At 45.9% G+C, this 21,035-nt stretch carries 12 protein-coding genes; 5 read left to right on the top strand and 7 right to left on the bottom strand.

From position 1 onward, the window contains the following. The first annotated feature begins 16 nt into the window (after positions 1–16). From glgX to DXZ20_RS25995, 4 genes are all read left to right on the top strand, one after another. On the top strand, positions 17–2,110 hold the full coding sequence (glgX, locus tag DXZ20_RS26010) for a glycogen debranching protein GlgX (RefSeq protein WP_163702000.1): 2,094 nt from the start codon (positions 17–19) through the stop codon (positions 2,108–2,110). 153 nt (positions 2,111–2,263) lie between these two features. Then, positions 2,264–2,884, top strand: a complete 621-nt coding sequence (gene hpf / locus DXZ20_RS26005) for a ribosome hibernation-promoting factor, HPF/YfiA family (RefSeq protein WP_163659225.1) — start codon at positions 2,264–2,266, stop codon at positions 2,882–2,884. A gap of 442 nt (positions 2,885–3,326) precedes the next feature. Then, positions 3,327–4,262, top strand: coding sequence for a phytanoyl-CoA dioxygenase family protein (locus tag DXZ20_RS26000; RefSeq protein ID WP_163701998.1), 936 nt, complete (start codon positions 3,327–3,329; stop codon positions 4,260–4,262). A 336-nt stretch (positions 4,263–4,598) separates the two neighbouring features. Then, positions 4,599–5,360, top strand: coding sequence for an SDR family NAD(P)-dependent oxidoreductase (locus DXZ20_RS25995; RefSeq protein WP_006514450.1), 762 nt, complete (start codon positions 4,599–4,601; stop codon positions 5,358–5,360). Positions 5,361–5,433: 73 nt separating this feature from the next. Here the strand turns inward: DXZ20_RS25995 and DXZ20_RS25990 are convergent, their stop codons facing one another. The 7 genes from DXZ20_RS25990 to DXZ20_RS25960 all read right to left on the bottom strand — a co-directional run bounded on the left by DXZ20_RS25990 (position 5,434) and on the right by DXZ20_RS25960 (position 16,223). Then, positions 5,434–6,033, bottom strand: coding sequence for a helix-turn-helix transcriptional regulator (locus tag DXZ20_RS25990; RefSeq protein ID WP_163659222.1), 600 nt, complete (start codon positions 6,031–6,033; stop codon positions 5,434–5,436). Positions 6,034–6,374: 341 nt separating this feature from the next. Then, the gene (locus DXZ20_RS25985) at positions 6,375–6,953 is read right to left on the bottom strand and encodes a DUF3887 domain-containing protein (RefSeq protein WP_163659221.1); all 579 of its coding nucleotides are present in this window, start codon (positions 6,951–6,953) and stop codon (positions 6,375–6,377) included. A gap of 160 nt (positions 6,954–7,113) precedes the next feature. Next, the gene (locus DXZ20_RS25980) at positions 7,114–9,540 is read right to left on the bottom strand and encodes a CHASE2 domain-containing protein (protein ID WP_163701996.1); all 2,427 of its coding nucleotides are present in this window, start codon (positions 9,538–9,540) and stop codon (positions 7,114–7,116) included. Between the two features lie 145 nt (positions 9,541–9,685). Continuing rightward, positions 9,686–11,020 carry a DUF1822 family protein gene (locus DXZ20_RS25975; protein WP_163659219.1) on the bottom strand — a complete coding sequence of 445 codons (1,335 nt, stop codon included), beginning with the start codon at positions 11,018–11,020 and terminating at the stop codon, positions 9,686–9,688. 15 nt (positions 11,021–11,035) lie between these two features. Beyond that, positions 11,036–12,565 (bottom strand): hypothetical protein, encoded by a 1,530-nt coding sequence (locus tag DXZ20_RS25970; RefSeq protein ID WP_163701994.1) that lies wholly within the window; start codon positions 12,563–12,565, stop codon positions 11,036–11,038. A 139-nt stretch (positions 12,566–12,704) separates the two neighbouring features. Beyond that, positions 12,705–12,968: an excalibur calcium-binding domain-containing protein gene (locus DXZ20_RS25965; protein ID WP_163701992.1), complete on the bottom strand. Its 264-nt coding sequence runs from the start codon at positions 12,966–12,968 to the stop codon at positions 12,705–12,707. A 585-nt stretch (positions 12,969–13,553) separates the two neighbouring features. Further along, positions 13,554–16,223, bottom strand: a complete 2,670-nt coding sequence (locus DXZ20_RS25960) for a bifunctional diguanylate cyclase/phosphodiesterase (protein ID WP_163701990.1) — start codon at positions 16,221–16,223, stop codon at positions 13,554–13,556. A gap of 967 nt (positions 16,224–17,190) precedes the next feature. Between DXZ20_RS25960 and DXZ20_RS25955 the strand changes: the two genes are divergently transcribed. Further along, complete coding sequence (locus tag DXZ20_RS25955; RefSeq protein WP_163701988.1) at positions 17,191–21,018, top strand: VPS10 domain-containing protein; 3,828 nt, start codon at positions 17,191–17,193, stop codon at positions 21,016–21,018. Positions 21,019–21,035: the final 17 nt, after the last annotated feature.

Here is a 21,035-nt window from a genome sequence, read left to right as displayed (position 1 = left end):
GACCGAGCACAATGACATGACCTTCAAAATATTGTTAAATGAGCACCCTCAATTTGGCCTAGCTGTTCAGCCAGGAAATAGTTATCCACTGGGTGCCAGGGTACGTGATGGGGGGATTAACTTTTGTCTCTATGCCCGCGAAGCAAGAACGGTGGAGCTGTTGTTATTTGCCACACCCGAAGATCCTCAGCCCCAGACAACAATTCGCCTAGATCCAAAAATCCATCACACCTTCCACTTTTGGCATGTCTTTGTCGTAGGGCTAAAAGCGGGGCAAGTATACGCCTATCGAGTTGACGGCCCCTACTATCCAGAAACCGGTCTTCGTTTTAACCGCAACAAGGTGCTACTCGACCCCTATGCACGTTCGGTTGTCGGGTGGCAAAACTATTCTCGTCAAGCTGCCATTGATGGCTCTGATAACTGTGCCCAGGCCCTTAGGGGGGTTGTGGTAGACCCACTCCCCTATGACTGGGAGGGCGATCGCCATCCTAAAACTCCCTACGCTGAGACAATCATTTATGAACTACACGTAGACGGGTTTACCCAGCATGCCAGCTCTGGTCTTGTGCCAGAGAAACGGGGGACCTATGCCGGGCTGATGGAAAAAATTCCATATTTACAGTCCCTGGGGATTACGGCTGTAGAGTTGATGCCCGTGCAACAATTTGACCCCAGCGATGCACCATCTGGAAAAGTAAACTATTGGGGGTATAGCCCGGTAGCCTTTTTTGCCCCACACCGGCAGTACAGTTATCGCCAAGATAACTTAGGGCCAGTGGATGAATTTAGAGATTTGGTTAAAGCTCTCCATCGGGCTGGCATTGAGGTGATATTAGATGTGGTATTTAACCACACCACCGAAGGCAATCACGAGGGACCTACCCTATCGCTGCGGGGGTTAAGCAATGAGTCATACTACATTCTTGAAAACGACAAGGCCTACTATAAAAACTACAGCGGCTGTGGCAATACCCTGAAGACCAGCGCCATCAGCGGATATCTCATCCTAGACTGTCTGCGATACTGGGTCTCCGAGATGCACGTGGACGGCTTTCGCTTTGATCTGGCCTCAGTCCTCTCCCGTGATACCACGGGAGAGCCCTTACATAATCCACCGATTTTATGGATGATCAACACCGATCCAGCCTTAGCAGGGACCAAAATCATTGCGGAGGCCTGGGATGCAGCCGGACTATACCAGGTAGGACATTTTGCCGGGGAGCGCTTTGCTGAATGGAATGGCCCTTACCGTGATGATGTCCGTCGTTTTGTACGGGGGGATAATGGGGTTGTTCGTGCCCTGGCAGATCGTATTGTTGGTAGCCCCGATCTCTATGTGCAGTCACAGCGAGATCCCAACTACAGCGTTCACTTTGTCACCTGCCACGATGGGTTTACACTCTACGATTTGCTCAGCTACGACAGCAAACATAACTGGGCTAATGGGGAAAATAATCGGGATGGAACCGATGCTAACTGGAGCTGGAACTGTGGCGTGGAAGGCCCAACCCAAGATCCAACCATTCAATCATTGCGATTAAAACAGGCAAAGAACTTCTTTACGCTGTGGACCATGTCCCAGGGGACACCCATGATGCTGATGGGGGATGAAGTGTTGCGATCGCAACAGGGAAATAACAATGCCTACTGTCAAAACAATGAACTCAGCTGGTTTGATTGGAATGCCGTCATCACCCAAGGGGATTTTCTACGCTTTGTAAAAGGGTTAATTGGCTTTATTCAATCCCTACAGGTCTTCAAGCACGACCATCCGCTCATTGTCACACCCCAGTCAATCTCAGAGCCAGCTATCATTTGGCATGGAGTGAAGTTGGGGGCACCAGACTGGAGCTATACTTCCCACAGTCTGGCGTTTACCCTATCTCATCAAGAATATGGTGAATCGCTACACGTGATGTTAAACGCCTTTCATCAACCACTGATTTTTGAACTACCCCCTCTGCTTGAGGGACAATACTGGCATCGCATTGTCGATACTGCTTTAGCAGCGCCAGAGGACTTTTGTGAGCCAGACATGGCTCCAAAAGTGAAACAATCTTTTTATCAACTAGAACAATATTCTTCAGTCATCCTAATAGTACAATGAGTAACTAATACCAATTCCTGAAACTGTAGCTACAAATCTCAAGCCAAAACGCCTTTGCACAGGCGGTTTCCATACCTCAGAATTTAAAGCTCAAAACTGAGAACTGGTATAACATCTCCATCTCCAACAATCACTGCAAAGGAGACTTATCAAATGCAAACAGTTATCCAAGGTAAAAACGTTGATATTACTAATGCCATCCATGACTATGCCCATCAAAAAATCAACAAGGCTGTGCATCATTTTGAGGGGTTGTTGACCAAGATTGATATCACTTTATCTGTTCACAATAGTGCCCGAAAGCAAGATCAACAGACAGCCGAGGTCACCCTTTTTGCAAAGGGGACAGTTATACGGGCCGTTAAAAAACATAGCGATCTTTACACCGCTATTGATTTAGTAACCGATAAAATCACTCGACAATTGAAAAAATATAAGGAGAAGCAACAGCAGCGAATTCCCGTTTCCACTGTTCAAGATGATGGTCTTGAGCCATCTATCAACCCTACAACCATTATCAACGAACAAAGCCCCACGCTGCCTCCCATGGTTGTGCGAAATAAATTCTTTGCCATGCCCCCCATGTCAATTCAGGCGGCTTTGGAACAGCTAGAACTCATTGATCATGACTTTTATATGTTCCACAATTTAAGCACTGGAGAGATTAACGTGCTCTATGAACGAAATCATGGTGGCTATGGCTTGATCCAACCCCATCAAACCTCTGAGCAGACTACCGTCAGCCATCATAAGCGATATATAGCAAGCCACTAATGTCTATCTCCAAAGGAGAGACTGCACCAACAGCCGTTTGCTGCACCATCCTAAACAATAATGCACCTCCTACAGGTATCCATACACTCAGCATTTACCTGTAGGGGAGTTTGGTCGTACCAGAGAGATCTGTATCTGTTGTTACCATTGAATCTTTGAACGTTATTCATCTTTGAGCATTTCAGTATTATTTCAGTAATAATGAATACAGCTTCCCCAGACCTTGCGTTGCATACTCTGGACATCATACGTCGATAGCATAGGTAATCCCTACTTTTAGGGAAAGACCTCACTGACCAAAGGTCCCTGAACTACTAAGGAACCAAAATTAGTTAGGCTCCACTATTGGATGCACAGACGTTGCATGCAACGTCTTTTCAGTTCTCTCAATTAATTGGTATGAGGATGGTTATCACACTCCGTTTTTAGAGAATTATTAGCTATGCAGTCTGCAACCCTAAATCCAGATGCCCTAGGGCAATTACTCTCTCCATTAGAAATTACGCCTACTCAGATCAAACAATTTCATCAGCAGGGATATTTTATCTTAGATAATCTATTGACTGCTAAACAAATTGCAACAATTGTTGAACGGTTCGATTCTCTTTTTAACACTCAGTTTGAGACCGGAGCTTCTCCTGACGAATGGTATGGTCGTCCGGGAGTAAGCCAGCCCAATGCGACCCAGCAGATGACTGGCTTATGGCGTTGCGATCGCACCCTTGCCAGCTTTACCCTATCTGCCAAAATTGCCCAACTCAACGCCTCCCTCATGGGTTGGACCTCGGCCCGCTATGGCCTTGATACCTGCTGGATCAAGCCTCCCAATGCTCCCGAAGTTTATTTCCATCGCAATAATACCTACACCACAGCCATTGCTCCACCAGCTACCGTTACCTGTTGGATCGCCTTAAGCGATGTTGCCATGGAAACCGGCTCGTTAGAAATTGTGCCTGGTTCCCATTTTTGGAACTGCACCGATAAGATCCGCGTTCTCCACGCTCCCCGTGAGGATTATCGCGAGCCCCTTTGGCAAGCTGCAAAACAAGCAGGTGTAGAATCCCCCCAGATTGTTCCCATTGTTTTACCCCCTGGCAGTGCCCTCTTTCTCCACGGCAATCTGTGGCGTGGATCGGGTCAAAACCGTAGCGGCAGCAAAACACGCCGCAGTCTGGCCATCAGTTCTCTAGCCGGTCATGCCCGGTTTCAACTACCTGGCATGGGAGATGGCTATATTTTTGAACGCTACCGTCAGCAAGGAAGTTTAGACCTTGACGAAAGCCATTACCCCATATTGTGGTCTCAGGATGGCTATCGCACTCCCTTCTTAGCCGACTATTGTCCAGATGCACTGGTGGAATCCGACAAACAAGCTTAGGTATTCGCTCGTCTCCTGAACAACAGACATTTGAGCCTTGATGGGGTGGGTGGCGACTCACCACACGGCGTCTGCCATGCCTCGCCGTAGGACATTTCATATCCCAAATGTTAAGTTTTCCATTGTTGCCATTGCTGATTTACCCCATGACTCAATCGAAGCATGAGATTTAATCCGCCCCTCTTCAAGACCACACCCGACTGAGACTCAGCAACGCCCTAACGTTAGATCATCGTCAAAACATCAGTGAGTAATCACTGATGTTTAAGCTTGCCAGCCTACGTACCGCATCTGTCTTAAAATTTACCTGGACAGAGCATAAGAAGGGGCGAGTACATGCGACTGTATAAAAAGGTAAGTTTGATTACCGGTGCTGGGTCTGGGATTGGTCGTGCCACTGCTGAATGTTTTGCTCGTGAAGGTGCCACTGTTGTGGCGGTTGATGTGAATGCAGATGCAGCCCAGACAACGCAGGAAGTGATTGAAACAGCTGGGGGTAAATGCCTGGGGCTGGGGGTAGACGTCAGTGACGAAGAGCAGGTGATGGGTGCGATCGCAGCAACAGTTCAGAATTTTGGTCGTCTCGACATTCTCTTCAATAATGCAGGCATCTCTATGCTAAAACCCATTACAGAAACCACCGAAGACGACCTAGACAAACTCTTGGGGGTCAACCTCAAAGGTGTCTTCTTTGGCTGCAAACATGCCATCACTCAAATGTTGACTCAAGATGGAGGAATCATCATTAACATAGCATCAGAGCTAAGTTTAGTGGGTCAACCTCTCTATAGCGGCTACTGTGCCACCAAAGGTGGTGTGCTCGCCTTAACCCGAGCACTATCCACCGAGTGGGCAGCTCAGAATATTCGCGTTAATGCTATTTGTCCTGGTCCCATTGACACACCCATGATCCATACGGAGTTTAATTTGGGTCACGATCCTGCTGCCGAAGAGAAAGCCACCATCGCTACAATTCCTGCCGGACGATTGGGTAAACCCAGCGATATTGCCCGTGTCGCCTTATTTTTAGCCACCAGCGATGCCGACTTTGTTCATGGTGCTGCCATTGTGGCAGACGGAGGCAAAACTATTATCTAAATGCTAGATATCTAAATGCTAACCAATTACTGATAAATCTCCTCAACAACTGACTGGTGTCAACATCGTACTACTAGCTCGCTATTGAATCTTGTTGAAATTGATAAAACTTGAGTTTGCTGCGGATGCTTTTCACATGCTTTTTAACCGTGTTGAGACTAATGTATAGCTCAGCTGCAATCTCTTTATAGCTACGGTTGGCGCGCCTAAGCAACCAAATCTCAGTTTCGCGAGGTGTTAAACCATACTTTTTTGACTCAGTAGTTGCCAGACTATGGATAGAATGATTTTGGTCTTCTAAGACAATCAAAACCAGAGGTTGTTCATAGGCATCTAACTGCAAGAGTCGCGCTCGAATCCGTAGAATATTGTCATCCCCATCCCTAATTTCAGATTCAATTACCACAGGGTTGTCAGGATATAACTCATAACCATCAACGATAGCCTGATAGATCCGTCGCAGTTCTTGCCCCAGGATTTGAAATTGATTTTGAGTCTGAGTCAACCTCTCGATAATTTTTTGAGCATTGCTGTTGACATGGAGAAATTTGCTCTGCTGAGTCAAAATCAAAACGCCATCCATAAGCCCTTCAAGCACTCCCTTCACCAAAATACTATTGAAATGGCCACCGTGAGCTTTCAGATTTTTAAGTGCTTCTATGAAAGTATCCATCTAGCAGACCCTCTGTTTATATCCGCACAGCTGCTACATCACAGCTCCATATATCAGTAGATGTACGGATTTTGAGGTTATGCAGTTAGCCAGGCCTGAACTATGTGCGTCAAGCTATATTTCTTCGGTTTCAAGCTCCCTCCCATAGGTATAGTCCCTCCCATAAGGAGGGATTGAATAAACGATCAAAAAAGCATACACAACCGTTTATCCCCCAACTAACTTAAGAGAAGTCTTGTGTATACTTTTTTAAAGTAAATAAGCCTTAAAGAGTAATGGTTGGCAAGATTCCAGCTACAGAGTTTAAGGCTACATTTCTCCAGCAGAACATTCTAAGAAGACTACATTTTGAAATCCCATTCGAAGACTCTATTGTATCCTTCATCCATGTTCTTGCTAATCGTTACGATGAAATCCATCTCATTATCAGGATTTTCAAACTTAATGGTAACATGCACAATTTTTCCGTTAACAGTTTGACCCACGAGTTTTGACCCAATTCTCTGTTTGAACCGACCTTTGTTTTTAGTGTGCTCTTCCCATTGTTCCTTAAGTATGTCTGAAGAGAACTCACTTTCTTTAGAGGACACTAAGTTTTTCCAGGCTCTCGTGTAATTACCTTTGCCTAAGTCATCCACAAACTGTTCAGCAACTAATCGAGTAACCCATACATCTTCGTCGTCTTTAAAGATTGGTAGTTTAAACATCCTTTGCTTATCCTTTGATCCATCAACAGGGTCATTGGACTTTCTGTTTCGAGGGACCCATGGCTTCTCCCCATCACGATCATTGTCATGGGATCTTCGCTTCCCCTCTGAGCCATCAACAGAGTCATTGGGTTTTGTGTTTCGAGTGACCCATGGCTTTTCACCATCATGATCATCATCTTGAGATCTTTGATTCATTAAGGACTGAGACATTTTCTAATTCCCTCCCAAGGAACTCACAGAATAGATTGATGATTGAGAATAAGGAATAGCCGGAATACTACTACAATCATATAAGTGTGGGCAGATAATGCTTATGCAGTTTGCCCCCTAGAAAGTAGTAAAAAGTAGCATATTGTTAAGGGGACTTAGGTTACTTTTTCTGAGTAATCCCAACGACATAAATCCAAAATACACTTGATGGAAATAATAGAGGAATCAAAACATTAGCCCAGATATAAGCCTGTAATCCCCAAAATCCATAAAGCCCTGTCGTGATTGATAATGCAAATAGCCATTTTTGACGTTGATGGGCTTGCTGTTGAGTTAACGTTAGGGTTGCCCATTTTCCTAGTAGTGATGCCATAAGAATCATCCATAAGTCTGGGATACGAGCTACTTGATAGGATGACAATAAATGGTGAGTTGTGTAGGCATGAAGTTCGCCACCAGTAAATGATTTAGGGCAATCACTCTGGATATCTGCTTCTCGATATTTTGAGTTACACCAGTAGGTCAGAGCCGGTAATGGAGGATGGTTATCGCTAGCATCCACATATCCACCAGACGCGATAATTGCAATTTTTGGGTTGAACGTTTTTGGGTTTTCTGAATAGGTCAAAAACTTCCAAGCCGGAATCAACTGGTAAATCTGATCTGGTGAAATGGAGTAGTCAATAATCAGCGGTAAATTGAAGGGTGAACGAACTATTTTTAAAAAAGCACTGATGTCACTAGGTTCATCGTTCTTGGCTGTATCAAGAAAATCATGTATTTGTTGCTGCAAATCAGCTTTATTCTCTAAATTAGGTTGGGGAGGATTAAGTTGAGAGTTTTCACTTAACGTATCGACGAGTGCCAACGTATAGGCAAAAGGGCATGTTTGAGCGCAGGTTTCATCATCAGGCAGCTTAACTTGCCAGTATCGAGCATAGGCATCACCATGTAAGCTCCACCGAGGGTCTGCGATACTGTCACGTGGCCGCAGGGAATCTCGTTCTCTAGTTGCAAATACAAACCAAGTATTATGGTGCACTATTGCTTGATGGATACTATCCACCAATTTGTCTTCTCTGGGTTCCTGTGTATCTAGAAGATAATCGATACCAATTACTTGGATAGATGAGCCTGATAACTGCTGAATTAATTGAGCAAGGTATTCACGATCCATTGGATGAAGTTGAAAACCGTCTATTTCTTTATCAGCCCTATTAATAGATTCTTGATCAATGGCAATCAGGAGTATAGGCGGAGCGTCATTCTTTTCAGTTTGACTGGTGCGCTCTCGGTACATCGACTGCATCCACAGCCGTCTATCCAGAAGGTCTGACTGAATAGAAGATACGGAACTCAGAAATATGGCGGTTGCAATTAGGAGAGCTTCTTGCTTTGTGGGTAACCATTGCTGAAGTTGACGTTTCCAACCAAACGGCTCAATGCGATAGGCCTCTACTCCAGAAACACCAAATAATGATGGAATCAGATAAGTAGAAGGATAGGCAAATTTTTCAGCTGATTGAAGATGATGACTAGCGGTTAGCAGCGCCCTATGAATATCACTGTGGGCTGCTAACTCTTGACAGAGAGGTTTGAGGAAACTTTGGGCTACATCGTTACGGATGGGTTCGCGCATCACGACGACTTGCAGTCCCAATGCAACCAAGGAATCAGCAATGCTCAGACCGCTACAAGAGTTAAAAATCGCTAGCTGTAGCCCATTTTCCCTTGCTTGAGTCAAGTATTCTTCAATTTCACTAATGGATAAAGAAATATTGGGAGCAATGGCTATACGTCCCCCAGTCACAGTGGTTTCATGACTGTGACCAGCAAAGAATAAGATATCCCAGCCGCGGTTCTCACAGATTTTAGCGGCAAAGTTTTCTTTAATTTTGGTAGCACTATCCTTGGGTTGCCAGAGAAATCGTTCGATAGTGGCAATGGGTGCAAGCGATCGCACTGCCTTCCAGTCCTCCTGCAATGGCAACCCAGGATCATCGCCTAAAACAGTGAGGATACGAGGCTTACCCAATCGTGATGGTTTCACCCAACTGCCGCCAGGCTCATCCATGACTGTACGGATGATGCGCAGTGAGCCAGGGCGAATAATCTCAGAACCCAATGCCCATGCCCATGCCTCCCAAGGCAGCCTAGCCATCTCATCAGATTCACAGGCCAGGAAAATATCCACGCCCGACTGTTCCAAGACTGCTTTTTCGGATTTTGGATGGGCGGGCGTCAGTCGTATTACCTCATCTCGAATCTGCTGCTGAATAGCGCGTAATTCCACCGCGCCTAACCAGCGTTGAAGCGCTTGAACTAATTCTTTTTCTGCTGCCATCAGGTCATGGGCTAGATCACCTGAACCTGGATTAATGCGACCACTATTGCTGGGGTGGGGTGGGGACGTTAACTGATAAAATCTGTAGTACCAGCGTCGCCATCGCTGATAACATTTTTCGATATCTTTAGAGGAGGGCAGACTAGCGTTGAGGTGTTTTTTGCGATTATCCCACAGCAATAGAAAAGTACAAGATTGTTTATCTTGCCGATGCCAGATCTTTAATTCAAACGCTGTACGCATTTCACTTTAGGTGAGAAATTCAGGAATAAACCAGGAATAAACATAGACGTTATCAATCTGCCAGCATGCTCTATCAAGGGTCAATCCAGGAAAGAGTCGCAAAACAGTAAGCTTCTTAAAATAAGTCACTTATCGTTTTTACTTATTATTCTATGGCAATGGCAGTGGTATCAAAACTATAGGACTCTGCTGGCAATATTTGCCCGGTCGGTGAAACAATCGTTGCCACAAGTTTTGTGTTTTGGGTAGCATTCACCCGAACGTAGACAAACTCAGTATCTAGGGCATCTTCTTCTTCACCCAGGGTCCCTGTCAGATCGGCAACGCGGAGCTTGAGGCCATCGGGCAAAAAATCCCCCATTTGGTTTCGCAAAATTAATAATAAGGTCCAGTGTGGACTTGGATCGGGGGTGACTGATGCCCAAGTCGCTGCACACAGCTGCAAGAGATCACCGTCACATTCAACCGTTTGGAACATAGGCCGCAACTCAGACGGCATCTCCATACCTTGATATCTGAGTTCATCTATGGCCACCTTAAATCTATCGGCTGAGCGAAACTCAGGTGCTGCTGCTAACACTTGGTTAGAGAACCAACCCAGGCTCTGGGATAATTCGTCAAACTCTGCACTCAGCCATTGGGCCGTGTTAATCGTCTGCTGGGTCAAAAGGGTAAAGATTTCGGTGATGTGGATACGTTGGGATGTTGGTTGTTCTGGAGATTGTTGCCATTGGTGGAGCATTCTTAGCAACTCAGGTCTTTGTAGAAGTGAAGCGCCTTTTGCCCAGGGGAGGAGTTGCCAGAGGCATTGTTGAGATGAATGGGGTTGGGACAGAATAGTGTTGAGATCGATCTGGGTGATGGTGGGTAAGGGGGGCTTGGGGAGCACACCTGACAATGCCATCGCCGTAGGATCTAGAAGGCGTACATTAAACAACAGGTGATTGGGTTCTGTATCAAACAGAAATAAGGGAAAGGCATAATTCCAGCGCTTGTCAGCCGATAAATTAATAAGGTGTCGGTAGCTCACAAGTTGATCATAACGACCATAGCCTCGCACAACAACTTGTTTTTGCTCTTCTTGAACCTCAGTGAGGACATAGAAATGGGCTGAGAATTCAGGCAAATCGATCGCTGCTGCAGGTATTGAGATCGTCTCGTTCAATAAATTCTCAGCGGCAAGTAAGCACAGTTTGAAGCCACCGATCCTCAGATTACAAACAGCTGCGATCGCACCAGCATACTCGGGTTGTAAAAGAGAACAGTTTTCCTGATTGACAACAATACTTGACTCTTGCTCAGCAATCCATTGGATAAATCCTTGGAGTCCTAGAGCATTCAAATAGGTTTGCCACTGACAGCTTTCTCCAAGGACCTGGTCGCTCACATGAACGGCCCGATTAAAATAATCTGGCTCCAGGTCAATGACTTCCGGTGCTACCAGCCTCAAGTCATTAAAATCAATCGAAGAACACGGCATCTTCTGAACTCCTTGCTAGTTTTCTAGGTAGTGACGCAACCGTTGAGCGTACAGACTATTCATTGAACGGTTTTTGGCCGTTTTGATTTCTGCAATCGCTACTTGGAACGCTTCTGCATCGACAAAGGCTTCGATGTGCTGCATTAAATTCTGCAAGTAGTCTGGATCTGTCGATAGGGCTGCCAGATTTAGACTACTGACCTTTGTCGAAAGTACTTTAAAGAAATGATCCACAGTCCAATAACGCACGCGATTGAGCAGTGTGGTGGGATTGAGAACACGGCTTACTTGTGATTGATTTTTCATGCCTAATAGATCTGCAACTTTACTTTGAGATTGTCCCTGACAGTAAACCAGCTTTAAGATGGCAGTCACCTTGGATGCAAATATGGTGTACCTTGGCCGCTGATGCAAACTTTGAATATGCTCACGAATGCCTTGATTGATGGCCCAGTCCAAACATTCGATCAGTTGCTGAGCACAGAATTCCCTCAGTTCTTGCTGAGCGATATGGTCAAGATCGTTTGTTGAATGAGGATCACGAAACTCTCTTTGCAGACCAGAATACGGATCGGCGGCCTCTAACGATTCTGATTGAGGTGCACCGTTTTTACTCCAGATGGCATACTGACGCAGGGTCTGGGCAATCTGCCTAAGTTCTGTAATCAGCTTCGATAGGTTAATGGTGATTCCCTGGGCTTGCAACTGTTGTTGCATTTCGTTGAGTTGGGTCGGGGTTGGGGCTGGGCAAGATTTATGATTGTGTCGTTGCTGGCGTCGATCGCGACGGTAGACAGCATGAAAAGCATTGATAATGTGGCGTTGGTGTGGGGAAAAACTCTCTAACTGGGGTTGGCGGGCTCGATTGAGTAATGCCCAGTCAGTTAATTTGTAAAATCCTCGCTCTGACAACACAGTCTTCAGGTCTTGATTTTGACGAACTTGCAGGTGAATCCAGTTGTCTAAGCTAGCGACCCGTTGACCATTGGGATTAAACTTGCGCAGGGCTTCGACTGAAAATCTCTGATAAGCAGAGGGCTGGGGCTTACCGCTACCGTTGAGCACCAGTTGATGTTTCGGGTCTTGGTCTAGCACAATTTGGATCTCCCCATCATCATCGAGAACGTAGGGCAGCAGATCCTTATGGGAGAGTTGTCCTGTGGCAGCAAACTTGCTGGCTAGAATTTTGCACTCCGCCACAATGGCATAGGAGACATATCCCCGCAGGCACAGGCCAGCTTTGGCTCGATTCTGTAGGGATACGGCAGAGGACTGGGTTGTAAATTGGCGATGGAGTAACGTCTGAATAGTGCGATGTTTTTGAACCAGGGGTTGCGCTCTCACCTGCACTGGCGCATCAGCCAGCACCTGAACTGACGCACTCGTTCGCACGGATCGGTCAGCTGGCACCGCCGATTCGAACAGGTCAGCAAGCTCCGCTTGGAAGAACTCAGACGCTAGAGGCAGCACCTGTTCCTTATATCCACGTCCTTCACCACCAGGATCGATTCTCAAAATTACCCAGTATTTTGATAGAGGCCCCATGATTCATTACCCTGCAGTGGAACCATTTTCCCAGACCTGATTGGGTTGTGTAGTACCCAAGAGGGTACTATTGCTCAGGATTTGCGCCTACATTGCATGGCTAATGCGGCCCTTCATCCTCGTTTTCGCATCTAACCTTCTACCCCTCACACGCCACCCCATCCTTATCGCCGTCCAATCGATGCGGGTCCTCGCCGATGGTCACCACGGTAAAGTTTCTGTCTTCGATCTCCCCGCAATCAACGTCATCCGCCCTCGTCTCGTAAACCGGGATGCAGGCACCGGAGTAGTGCGGATCGCATTCTGGTTGCTGTTGATCCGGCTGGAGTTGGGGCTGGTTCTGCGCGATCGCAATCCCCGGAAGCAACTGCGAGGCGATTAATGCGGAAAGGATGAATCTCATGGGGCCTGTGTACGTAAATGTACTATATATAGTACACGTTGAAATTGTTCGGCCTTCTTTAAAGAAAGCCGAATAACCATACAAGACCGTACTCACAACCGTGCTACTTTGAAACTTAGCATGCCATTGAAAGGTAGATGCTTCAGGTAAGCAATCGCCGCAAAGTGCAATGCTTTATTCAGTCATGATTCATACCTTTCAAATTCCGGGAAGCCCTTGTCGTCGACCCACAGCATTGGAGTATTAGAAAAGAAAGGCAATTACAAAAATACACAAATCCATTTCAGATACATTGTGTAGTATGCATAATACAAAAAGTTTATGCATTGAGTTATTATCCATGACCTGCTTAGAACGTCTTGCCATGGACTATCAAGGTGTCTTTGTATTGTTGCCGTTGTTGATTTAGGGGATGAATCGATCTAACAAGATCGATCTAACAAGATTGTCCTACACTGGTATTTTCCAAATTAAATCCTTCCGAAGATCAGCAACACTATATTTTCTATAGAACTCTGGAAAAGGAGTTAGACCATTACAGTCGGGAGCATTGCCAATTATTTCTTTGCAGTCATTGCTAAGTCGTCAAGGGGTGATGGCATCAGGCCACATACTACTTCCATTAAGAATATTACGATTCAGAAGTTTTGATATTTCAGCGGAACTGACGGGTTTGCTAAACAGATAACCTTGTGCAGTCTCACAACCAAATTTTTGAAGTGTATAATATTGCTCCGCAGTCTCCACACCTTCGACAATAATCTTATGTTCTAGGTTGCGGCACATTTCTATCATAGAGCCAATCAAGACCCTTGATTTATTATTGATCAGCATATCATTAATGAAATATTTATCAATTTTCAGACAATCAACCGTCAGGTGTTTGAGAGAGGCAAAGGATGAATACCCCGTCCCAAAATCATCGATTGCCAGTAGTACACCTAGATCTTTCAACTCTCGAAAAATTGAGAGATTCTGCTGATCCGTCTGCACAACACTCTCAGTAACCTCCAGTTCTAGTTCCGATGGTACCATTCCTGTCTCATCAATAACACGCTTAATTAATGACACAAAATCCTTATCAAGAAAATGGATGGGAGAAATATTAACTGCCATGCGAATGGCTGGCAAACCTGCCTTCTTCCAGGCAACTGCTTGATTGCAAGCTGTTGTCAAAACCCATTCGGTCAGGGGCTTAATCATGCCTATTCTTTCGGCTGTGGCAATAAATTCGATGGGCGAAATCTGACCTAATTGTGGATGATTCCAGCGTGATAATGCTTCAACACCAATAATGTTGCCAGTGAGTATCTGAATCTGAGGTTGATAAACCAGTGACAACTGCTGTTTTTCGACTGCCTCCCTTAAATTTTGTTCCACGCGAAACTGATACTCTGCTTTTTGAGTCAGCTTAGACTTATAGAACGCATACTGATTTTTTCCACGTTCCTTTGCAGCATAAAGTGAAGTATCAGCTGCTTTTATTAAGGTTGAGAGGTCTTTTCCATCATTAGGGTAGTGAGCAATTCCAATACTGCAAGCCGGAGTGAATTTCCTAGCCGATAGCTCGACTGGCTTTGAGATCACTTCAAGGCAACGTTGAGCCATATGGGCAGCAGCATAATCATCATCTACATCATGCACAAGAATACAGAATTCATCACCACCAAGGCGTGCAACAAAATCAATTTCACGGATGACCGCTTGCAGTCGTTTGGCAATTTCCTGCAGCAGTAGGTCGCCAGCATCATGCCCTAAACTGTCATTCACACTCTTAAAATTATCTAAGTCGATATATAGAAGACCCAGACGAGAGATATTTCTATCAGAACGTTGGATCGATGCTTCAAGATTTTGATAGAAGCTAGCACGACTGGCAAGCCCTGTGAGTTCATCAGTATACGCTAATTCTCGTATACGCTTCTGAGCTTGGTCCCGCTCCATAACAATCCCAGCTAGCCTTGCTGCAGACTTAAGATCGTTTGACTCCTCTTCATTGGGCAGCGCGGGATAGTCATAATACATGCCAAATGCTCCTAATACCATGCCTGAGGAATTTTTAATCGGTTCAGACCAACAGCAACGCATGCCATGGGGAAGAGCCACATGTTTGATTTCAGCCCATTTTGGATCTGTTTCAATATTCTCAACAAGAACACGCTTGCCGGTATAGGTCGATGTGCCACACGAGCCTACATTAGGACCGTTTTTTAGACCGTGAACTGCGTCGCAGTATTCCTTTGGCAGACTTGGGGCTCCTCCATGCATGAGTCGACCATCTTGTAATTCAAGCATTGAGCAGCGTAATCCAGGATGACGTGCTTCATACATTAATGCGATTTCTGGATAGATCTCTGATGCGGGTTTTCCGGTGGCGATCATCTCCAGAATTTCGGCATTTTTGTCATCAAATACTTCTGTTTTCTTTCGGGTTGTTATATCAACGTGGGTGCCCACCAGGCGAACTGCTTTTCCATCAGAACTACGATGTACCAGAAATGCACGGGATAGCACAAAAATTTCATGCCCTGCTTTATGCTGCATACGCATTTCAACATCAAATGAATCAACTTTACCGACTAAGTAATCTTGAACCATTGTCAAAACCCTGTCTTTATCATCTGGATGAACCAGGTTTTGCCAAGCATTTAAATCATTGGTCAGTTCATCATTTTGATAACCCAGCATGCTTTTCCAGCGTGGTGAATAATAGACTTCATTTGTTTCTAAGTTCCAATCCCAAAGCCCATCGTTGGCTCCGCGCATAGCCAGGGCAAACCGCTCCTCACTTTTCTGAAGTTTTTCCTCTGATTCTCTACGGGCAGTAATATTGCGTCCAATACCTAGTACGCCGATCAGGTCCCCATTGTTGTCATACATGGGAAGCCTTCTTATTTCCAGAAGCTCGCGGTGTCCATCATTGGCAAAGGTCATCCATTCTTCGTTTATGGATGAGGAGCCTGTCAGCAATACTTCTTTGTCGTACTCTCGCAATAAGTCTGCCAACTTAGTATTCACAAAATCGTAATCGGTTTTATCAAGTATCTCTTGTTCAGAGGCTCCGAAAAAATCTTCGAAACGATGATTGCAGGCTAGATACCTGCCATCAGAATCTTTCAACCATATGAGATCAGGTAGAGTATGGATAATGGTGCTGTAAAATCCAATGTCTTCTCGGAGTTCTCGTGTTTTTTTTTCTGAAACAGAAACTTCCTCAAAGCCAAGGGCTAGAAACGATTGAATCTTACATCTCATGACAGGTTGTTATATGCCTAATATTTAGATATTTTCTGGGTTATACCTACAATATAGGTTAGAATCATAATCGGAATTCGTACTTTGACTGAATAACAACCATCAGCAATTGTGAGTTCCTGATAAACCATCTCTACAACCAAGCAAAAATACTGAAACCCTAGGTGTGATTTCCTGCACTATGCATGTGCACCACAAGTCCCTTCGTAGCTAACGTTGCCCATCATCCGCAGCGCGGGTAGCCTTTGCCTCACAACCGATCAATTTTTAGCATGTCAAGTGCGCTCGGAGGATCAACAAACTGGAAAATGCATTCGATTAATCTTGTCTCAATGAAGTCTCCCACTATCAATCTGCGTGGCAATACCTCACCATTATCTTGCTGCAATTAACACTGGAGTTGAAATATACCGAGAACAAGGTTATGTCAGATTGTTAGTCACTTTGACTAGATTGTGACATGTTCCATCATGATGACCCTTTCCTGCTTCACCCTGTTTACTGATATTCCTGTTGTACTACATCGTTACAAATGTTTAAATCTTATTCAACTTGTGAGGTGGGGGTAGAGAATTTACGTAGATCTTGTGTGTAATATGAATTTTACGTGAATACACCCACTCATTAGTTTCCATCATCTCAGTAGGCAGTATCCTTCATCGTAAGTACTTTATGAGTACTTTTACATCTTTATAAAGTTTACTCTGTTCTGGATATTACTCGCAGATAGTCCACAGATATCTGACGTAGAAGTCCTGACTGGTCGTTTAGCGGTGAATCTATGGTGCTGAGCCTCTACAGAGTTGAGTAAAGCTGTTAGATAAAGTTTTATAGCTAGTATCGACCTCCTGGTTAGAAGGTCATACTTTTGGGTCTTGACAGTTATTTAACCGTTTGAGGTTTCTCGTAGTTGCTTGATATAGATTCTGACTTGAATGTGATGGGGTTCTCGATAACGAGGTTTGTAATGAAAGAGATGATTACTCGCTGGTCCTCTACGCTTTCAAAAGCTCTGTTTTCTTGGATATTCTGCCTCCTGATAATTCTGGTGGCGTGGAACATGGGGGTGCCACCAGCGTATGCCCATCGGCCCCATGATGTTGTTCCACAGGTCGTTGTTTCGCCCAACTATGAGCAAGACAGTACGGTCTATGCGCTGGTTCGTAAAAATCTACTGCGGTCCAAAGATCAGGGTGAGACCTGGTTTCGTTTGAATAATGGTCTGGATAATCATGAGGCTTTAGTGGCCCTGGCCATTGCCCCTGGCGACCAGTCAACTCTCTACCTGACAACAGCTGGAGATGGCATCTATGGTTCCAAGGATGGTGGTAATACGTGGAAACCCTTTAATGCAGGTCTAGATGATCTGGATTTACAGTGGGTTGAGGCGTCTCCTGTGAATGCCCAGCTAGCTTTTACTCAAAGTCATGATGGTCGTCTCTACCGCACAGACAATGGTGGAGAGCAGTGGTCGATGGTATTGGCCAATGTTGCAGCCACTGAATTGGCGTTTGATCCAGAGAATCAATTCCTGCTGCTTGGGGATGATCAGGGGCAGATTTGGCGCTCGGAAGACAATGGCGTTACCTGGACAACGCTCACTCAAATACCAGACACCGGTATTGTTGAAGCAATTGCCGCTAGCCCATCAGTCATTTACGTTGGTACTGAGTCAGACGGTGTTTATCAATCCACTGATAATGCCAAGTCTTTTTCTCCTGTAAGTGATGGCCTCTTGGATCTGCGCACTCAGGATCTGGCGTTTACTCCTGACGGCAACCTATGGCTATCCACATGGGAAGCGGGTACGTGGCAGTGGGATCCTACAGAGAAGGTGTGGATTACCCTGGCCCAGGGATTGACTCGGGATCAGCAAGCCGACGACATGGAGGTGCCTCATTTTGAGGAGTTGGCTGTTTCCCCTGGCTATGCCAAAGACAGCACGTTGTTTTTGGGCGGGTTTGATGGACTATTTCGCAGTCAAGATAATGGCCAGCATTGGGAGCAGCTAGAGGTGCTGTCCTTGGGCACTGTAGTCAGTATGGCGGTATCACCCACATTTGCTGAGGATCAGACGGTTGCGATCGCAACCTACGTGGGTGAACTTTACATCAGTAATGATGCCGGTAACACCTGGCAAAGCATTAACGAGGGACTACACCTGCCTCTATTTACCAATAGCTTTAAGCCCTTGGATGCAGCCACTAGTGAGCAAGATCCCCGCCGCTTTTTTGACATTGCCCTTTCTAGTAACTACGCCGACGATCAAACCCTCTTTTCATCGATTCTCTACACTAAAATTCTACGGTCAGCCAACGGTGGTCAGAACTGGTCTGTGCATCCATTAAGTCAGGAAGTCCGAGGTGTCAGTTTGGGCGTTTCCCCCAACTTTAAGGCGGATCAAACGGTCTTTAGTACCAACCAGAAGGGACTTGTTTTTCGGTCTCAAGATGCCGGTAAAACCTATGAACGTGTCGGCCAGCTAGACAAGCAACTGGGCAATGATTCCCCATCCCTGGTGATCTCACCTGACTTTGCCAATGATCAGACCCTTTTTAACACGGGAATTCGCGGTGTTTATAAAAGTGAGAATGCCGGTCAGAAGTGGTCGCTGTTAACAGAGAATACTGATTTAGAAGAGCTACCGTTTGCACAGATAGCTGTTTCTCCTAACGTTGCTAGCGATCAGACCCTATTTGTGGCCTCAGGCAAGGGCCTATATCGCACTGAAGACGGAGGCAAAACTTGGGAACATCTAGACGGTAAAGGCTATGGAGCCAATCCCTTTATCGAAGCGGTGGATATCTCCCCCAATTACGTCAACGATAAAACTGTGATCGCTAGCGTTCGCGGACGGGGTCTCTTCAAAAGTGAAGATGGCGGCAATTCATTTAAGGCCATCGGCGATCCCAATCTGGCGTTCTCACGATATACCCATGTTCCCTGTGCGGGTCGGGCGCTTCAGTTTTCTCCAAACTATGCAGAAGATAACACCATCTTTGGTTTTGGGGCCGTTGACACCGCCATCTATCGATCCACTGACGGCGGTGAGAACTGGGATGTATTGTCTGTGCCTCGGCTCAAGATCGCTCAAATTGCGGCCCCCAGTACGCCGGAAACCGTGGGCATGTATCTGCGTCTGAACAAACGTAAGCTAACCGGTTTTGGGGTACTGGCAATCTTGGCAGCCAGCGGCATTGCCCTGTTCAAGCGGATTTCGTTTGAGCGCATCTCCACACGTAACATTCGCTTAATCATTTGTCTAGCAGGTGTGGTGGGTGCAGTTGGCTGGGTTGCCTTTGAACGGCTGTTTGCACCGCAACAGTCGGCAGAAAATGGCTTCTTTATCTGCCTGGGATTTGCCGCCGTTTCCTGGCTGGTCACCAGTCCCTGGTTTGTCCGACGTTTTGTTCCCGAAACCACTGCCGAATCCTTGGCCGCAATTCGCATTGTTAGCTGCGGCACGCTAGTACTCATGACCCTGTGGATGGAGGATCTGCCTAGCAGCGCCCTCCTGCCAATTGAGATTCGTCATTCCATGGGGGTGATGGATTATTTCTACAATATTCCTGGATTTGAGGCGTTCTCTCGCCATCAGCCCAGCCTCCAGCTTTTTGAGTGGATAACGGCCCTGGTACTGATCTTAGGTACCATTGGCTTGAAGACTCGCTGGGTACTGCCATTGGGAGCCCTTTTCTATCTGGTTTTGGGCGGTATTTTACGACAGTACACCTGGTTTTACCACACTGGGCTGCTCCCCGTTTACCTGCTGGCCGTCCTCTCCTTTGCACCGTGTAATGATGCGCTATCGGTTGATCGCTGGTTAAAACAGCGGCGCGGTGAGCCCGTGCCCGTCGCCGATGAACCCGCGCCCATTTATGCTTGGGCACGCTATGCTTGTTGGCTAATTTTGGGGGTTTCGTATATTCAGGCTGGGCTGAGTAAGATTTACTTCTCTGGATTCTACTGGTGGGCCCCCCAGAATCTCAAGGCCAAACTACTCTCTACCACGTTAGAGCCACTGCAAACTGACTGGACTATTTCCCTACATTTGGTTCATGCCCCTGACATTGTGTTTGGCTTTTTGGGCTTTGTGGGGATATATGGTGAGCTGGCCTATGGTTTAGTTCTCTTCTCCCGCTGGGCCCGCTGGATCATGCCAGCTGCCATGGCTGCCATGCATGTGGGCATTATCTTTCTGCAAAATATTGTCTTCTTTGATTTAATTCTGGTGCAGCTAATCTTTTATGATTACACGGCGATCCGTCGTTGGTTGAATAGGCGTGGCTGGTTTAAGTTTGCCCAGAGTAACTCCCCTAAAGGAGAGACCTTACGTCCCAAGCGGATATTTTTCTATCCGATTTTAGTTTCGGTGCTGATTGTTACCATGTCATTTATCTGGGTGAAGCATCGGGAGTATTACCCACTAACATCTCTCCAAATGTTCTCTGGCTATGACGACTCAGGTATGGTTGGCTACAATAAGCTGATTGCCCATTATGATTCTGGGGAAAAGGTGCATGAGCCGACTCATAAATTTATCTATGCACCCATGAATACTCGCTATCGTTTAACCTTTAGAGACTGTCATCAGGAGGTTACTGCCAAGGTTAAAAAGTGCGACAGCCTACTCCAGGCATTTGGCGATGTTCATAATCAGAAAGCCCAGGGAGAAAATAGGATTACTGCATTTGAAGTGCAACGATGGGTTTGGGATTACTTTAATAATCCATCTGATCCCAACTATGGCAAATTAGAGAAAACGCATTTTTATAAGTACAGACCACGGAGCTGATCAGGTTCTCGCAGCCT

The organism is Adonisia turfae CCMR0081 (genome assembly GCF_011009555.1).
GTDB lineage: Bacteria > Cyanobacteriota > Cyanobacteriia > Phormidesmidales > Phormidesmidaceae > Leptothoe > Leptothoe turfae.
The sequence above is the reverse complement of the archived record's forward strand: the minus strand, read 5'-3'. Positions and strand labels throughout refer to the sequence as shown.

What these genes read in the sequence shown, in the direction of transcription:
- glgX (WP_163702000.1), top strand. Translation starts at nt 17, where the DNA reads ATGACCTTCAAAATATTGTTAAATGAGCACCCTCAATTTGGCCTAGCT.
- hpf (WP_163659225.1), top strand. Translation starts at nt 2,264, where the DNA reads ATGCAAACAGTTATCCAAGGTAAAAACGTTGATATTACTAATGCCATC.
- DXZ20_RS26000 (WP_163701998.1), top strand. Translation starts at nt 3,327, where the DNA reads ATGCAGTCTGCAACCCTAAATCCAGATGCCCTAGGGCAATTACTCTCT.
- DXZ20_RS25995 (WP_006514450.1), top strand. Translation starts at nt 4,599, where the DNA reads ATGCGACTGTATAAAAAGGTAAGTTTGATTACCGGTGCTGGGTCTGGG.
- DXZ20_RS25990 (WP_163659222.1), bottom strand. Translation starts at nt 6,033, where the DNA reads ATGGATACTTTCATAGAAGCACTTAAAAATCTGAAAGCTCACGGTGGC.
- DXZ20_RS25985 (WP_163659221.1), bottom strand. Translation starts at nt 6,953, where the DNA reads ATGTCTCAGTCCTTAATGAATCAAAGATCTCAAGATGATGATCATGAT.
- DXZ20_RS25980 (WP_163701996.1), bottom strand. Translation starts at nt 9,540, where the DNA reads ATGCGTACAGCGTTTGAATTAAAGATCTGGCATCGGCAAGATAAACAA.
- DXZ20_RS25975 (WP_163659219.1), bottom strand. Translation starts at nt 11,020, where the DNA reads ATGCCGTGTTCTTCGATTGATTTTAATGACTTGAGGCTGGTAGCACCG.
- DXZ20_RS25970 (WP_163701994.1), bottom strand. Translation starts at nt 12,565, where the DNA reads ATGGGGCCTCTATCAAAATACTGGGTAATTTTGAGAATCGATCCTGGT.
- DXZ20_RS25965 (WP_163701992.1), bottom strand. Translation starts at nt 12,968, where the DNA reads ATGAGATTCATCCTTTCCGCATTAATCGCCTCGCAGTTGCTTCCGGGG.
- DXZ20_RS25960 (WP_163701990.1), bottom strand. Translation starts at nt 16,223, where the DNA reads ATGAGATGTAAGATTCAATCGTTTCTAGCCCTTGGCTTTGAGGAAGTT.
- DXZ20_RS25955 (WP_163701988.1), top strand. Translation starts at nt 17,191, where the DNA reads ATGAAAGAGATGATTACTCGCTGGTCCTCTACGCTTTCAAAAGCTCTG.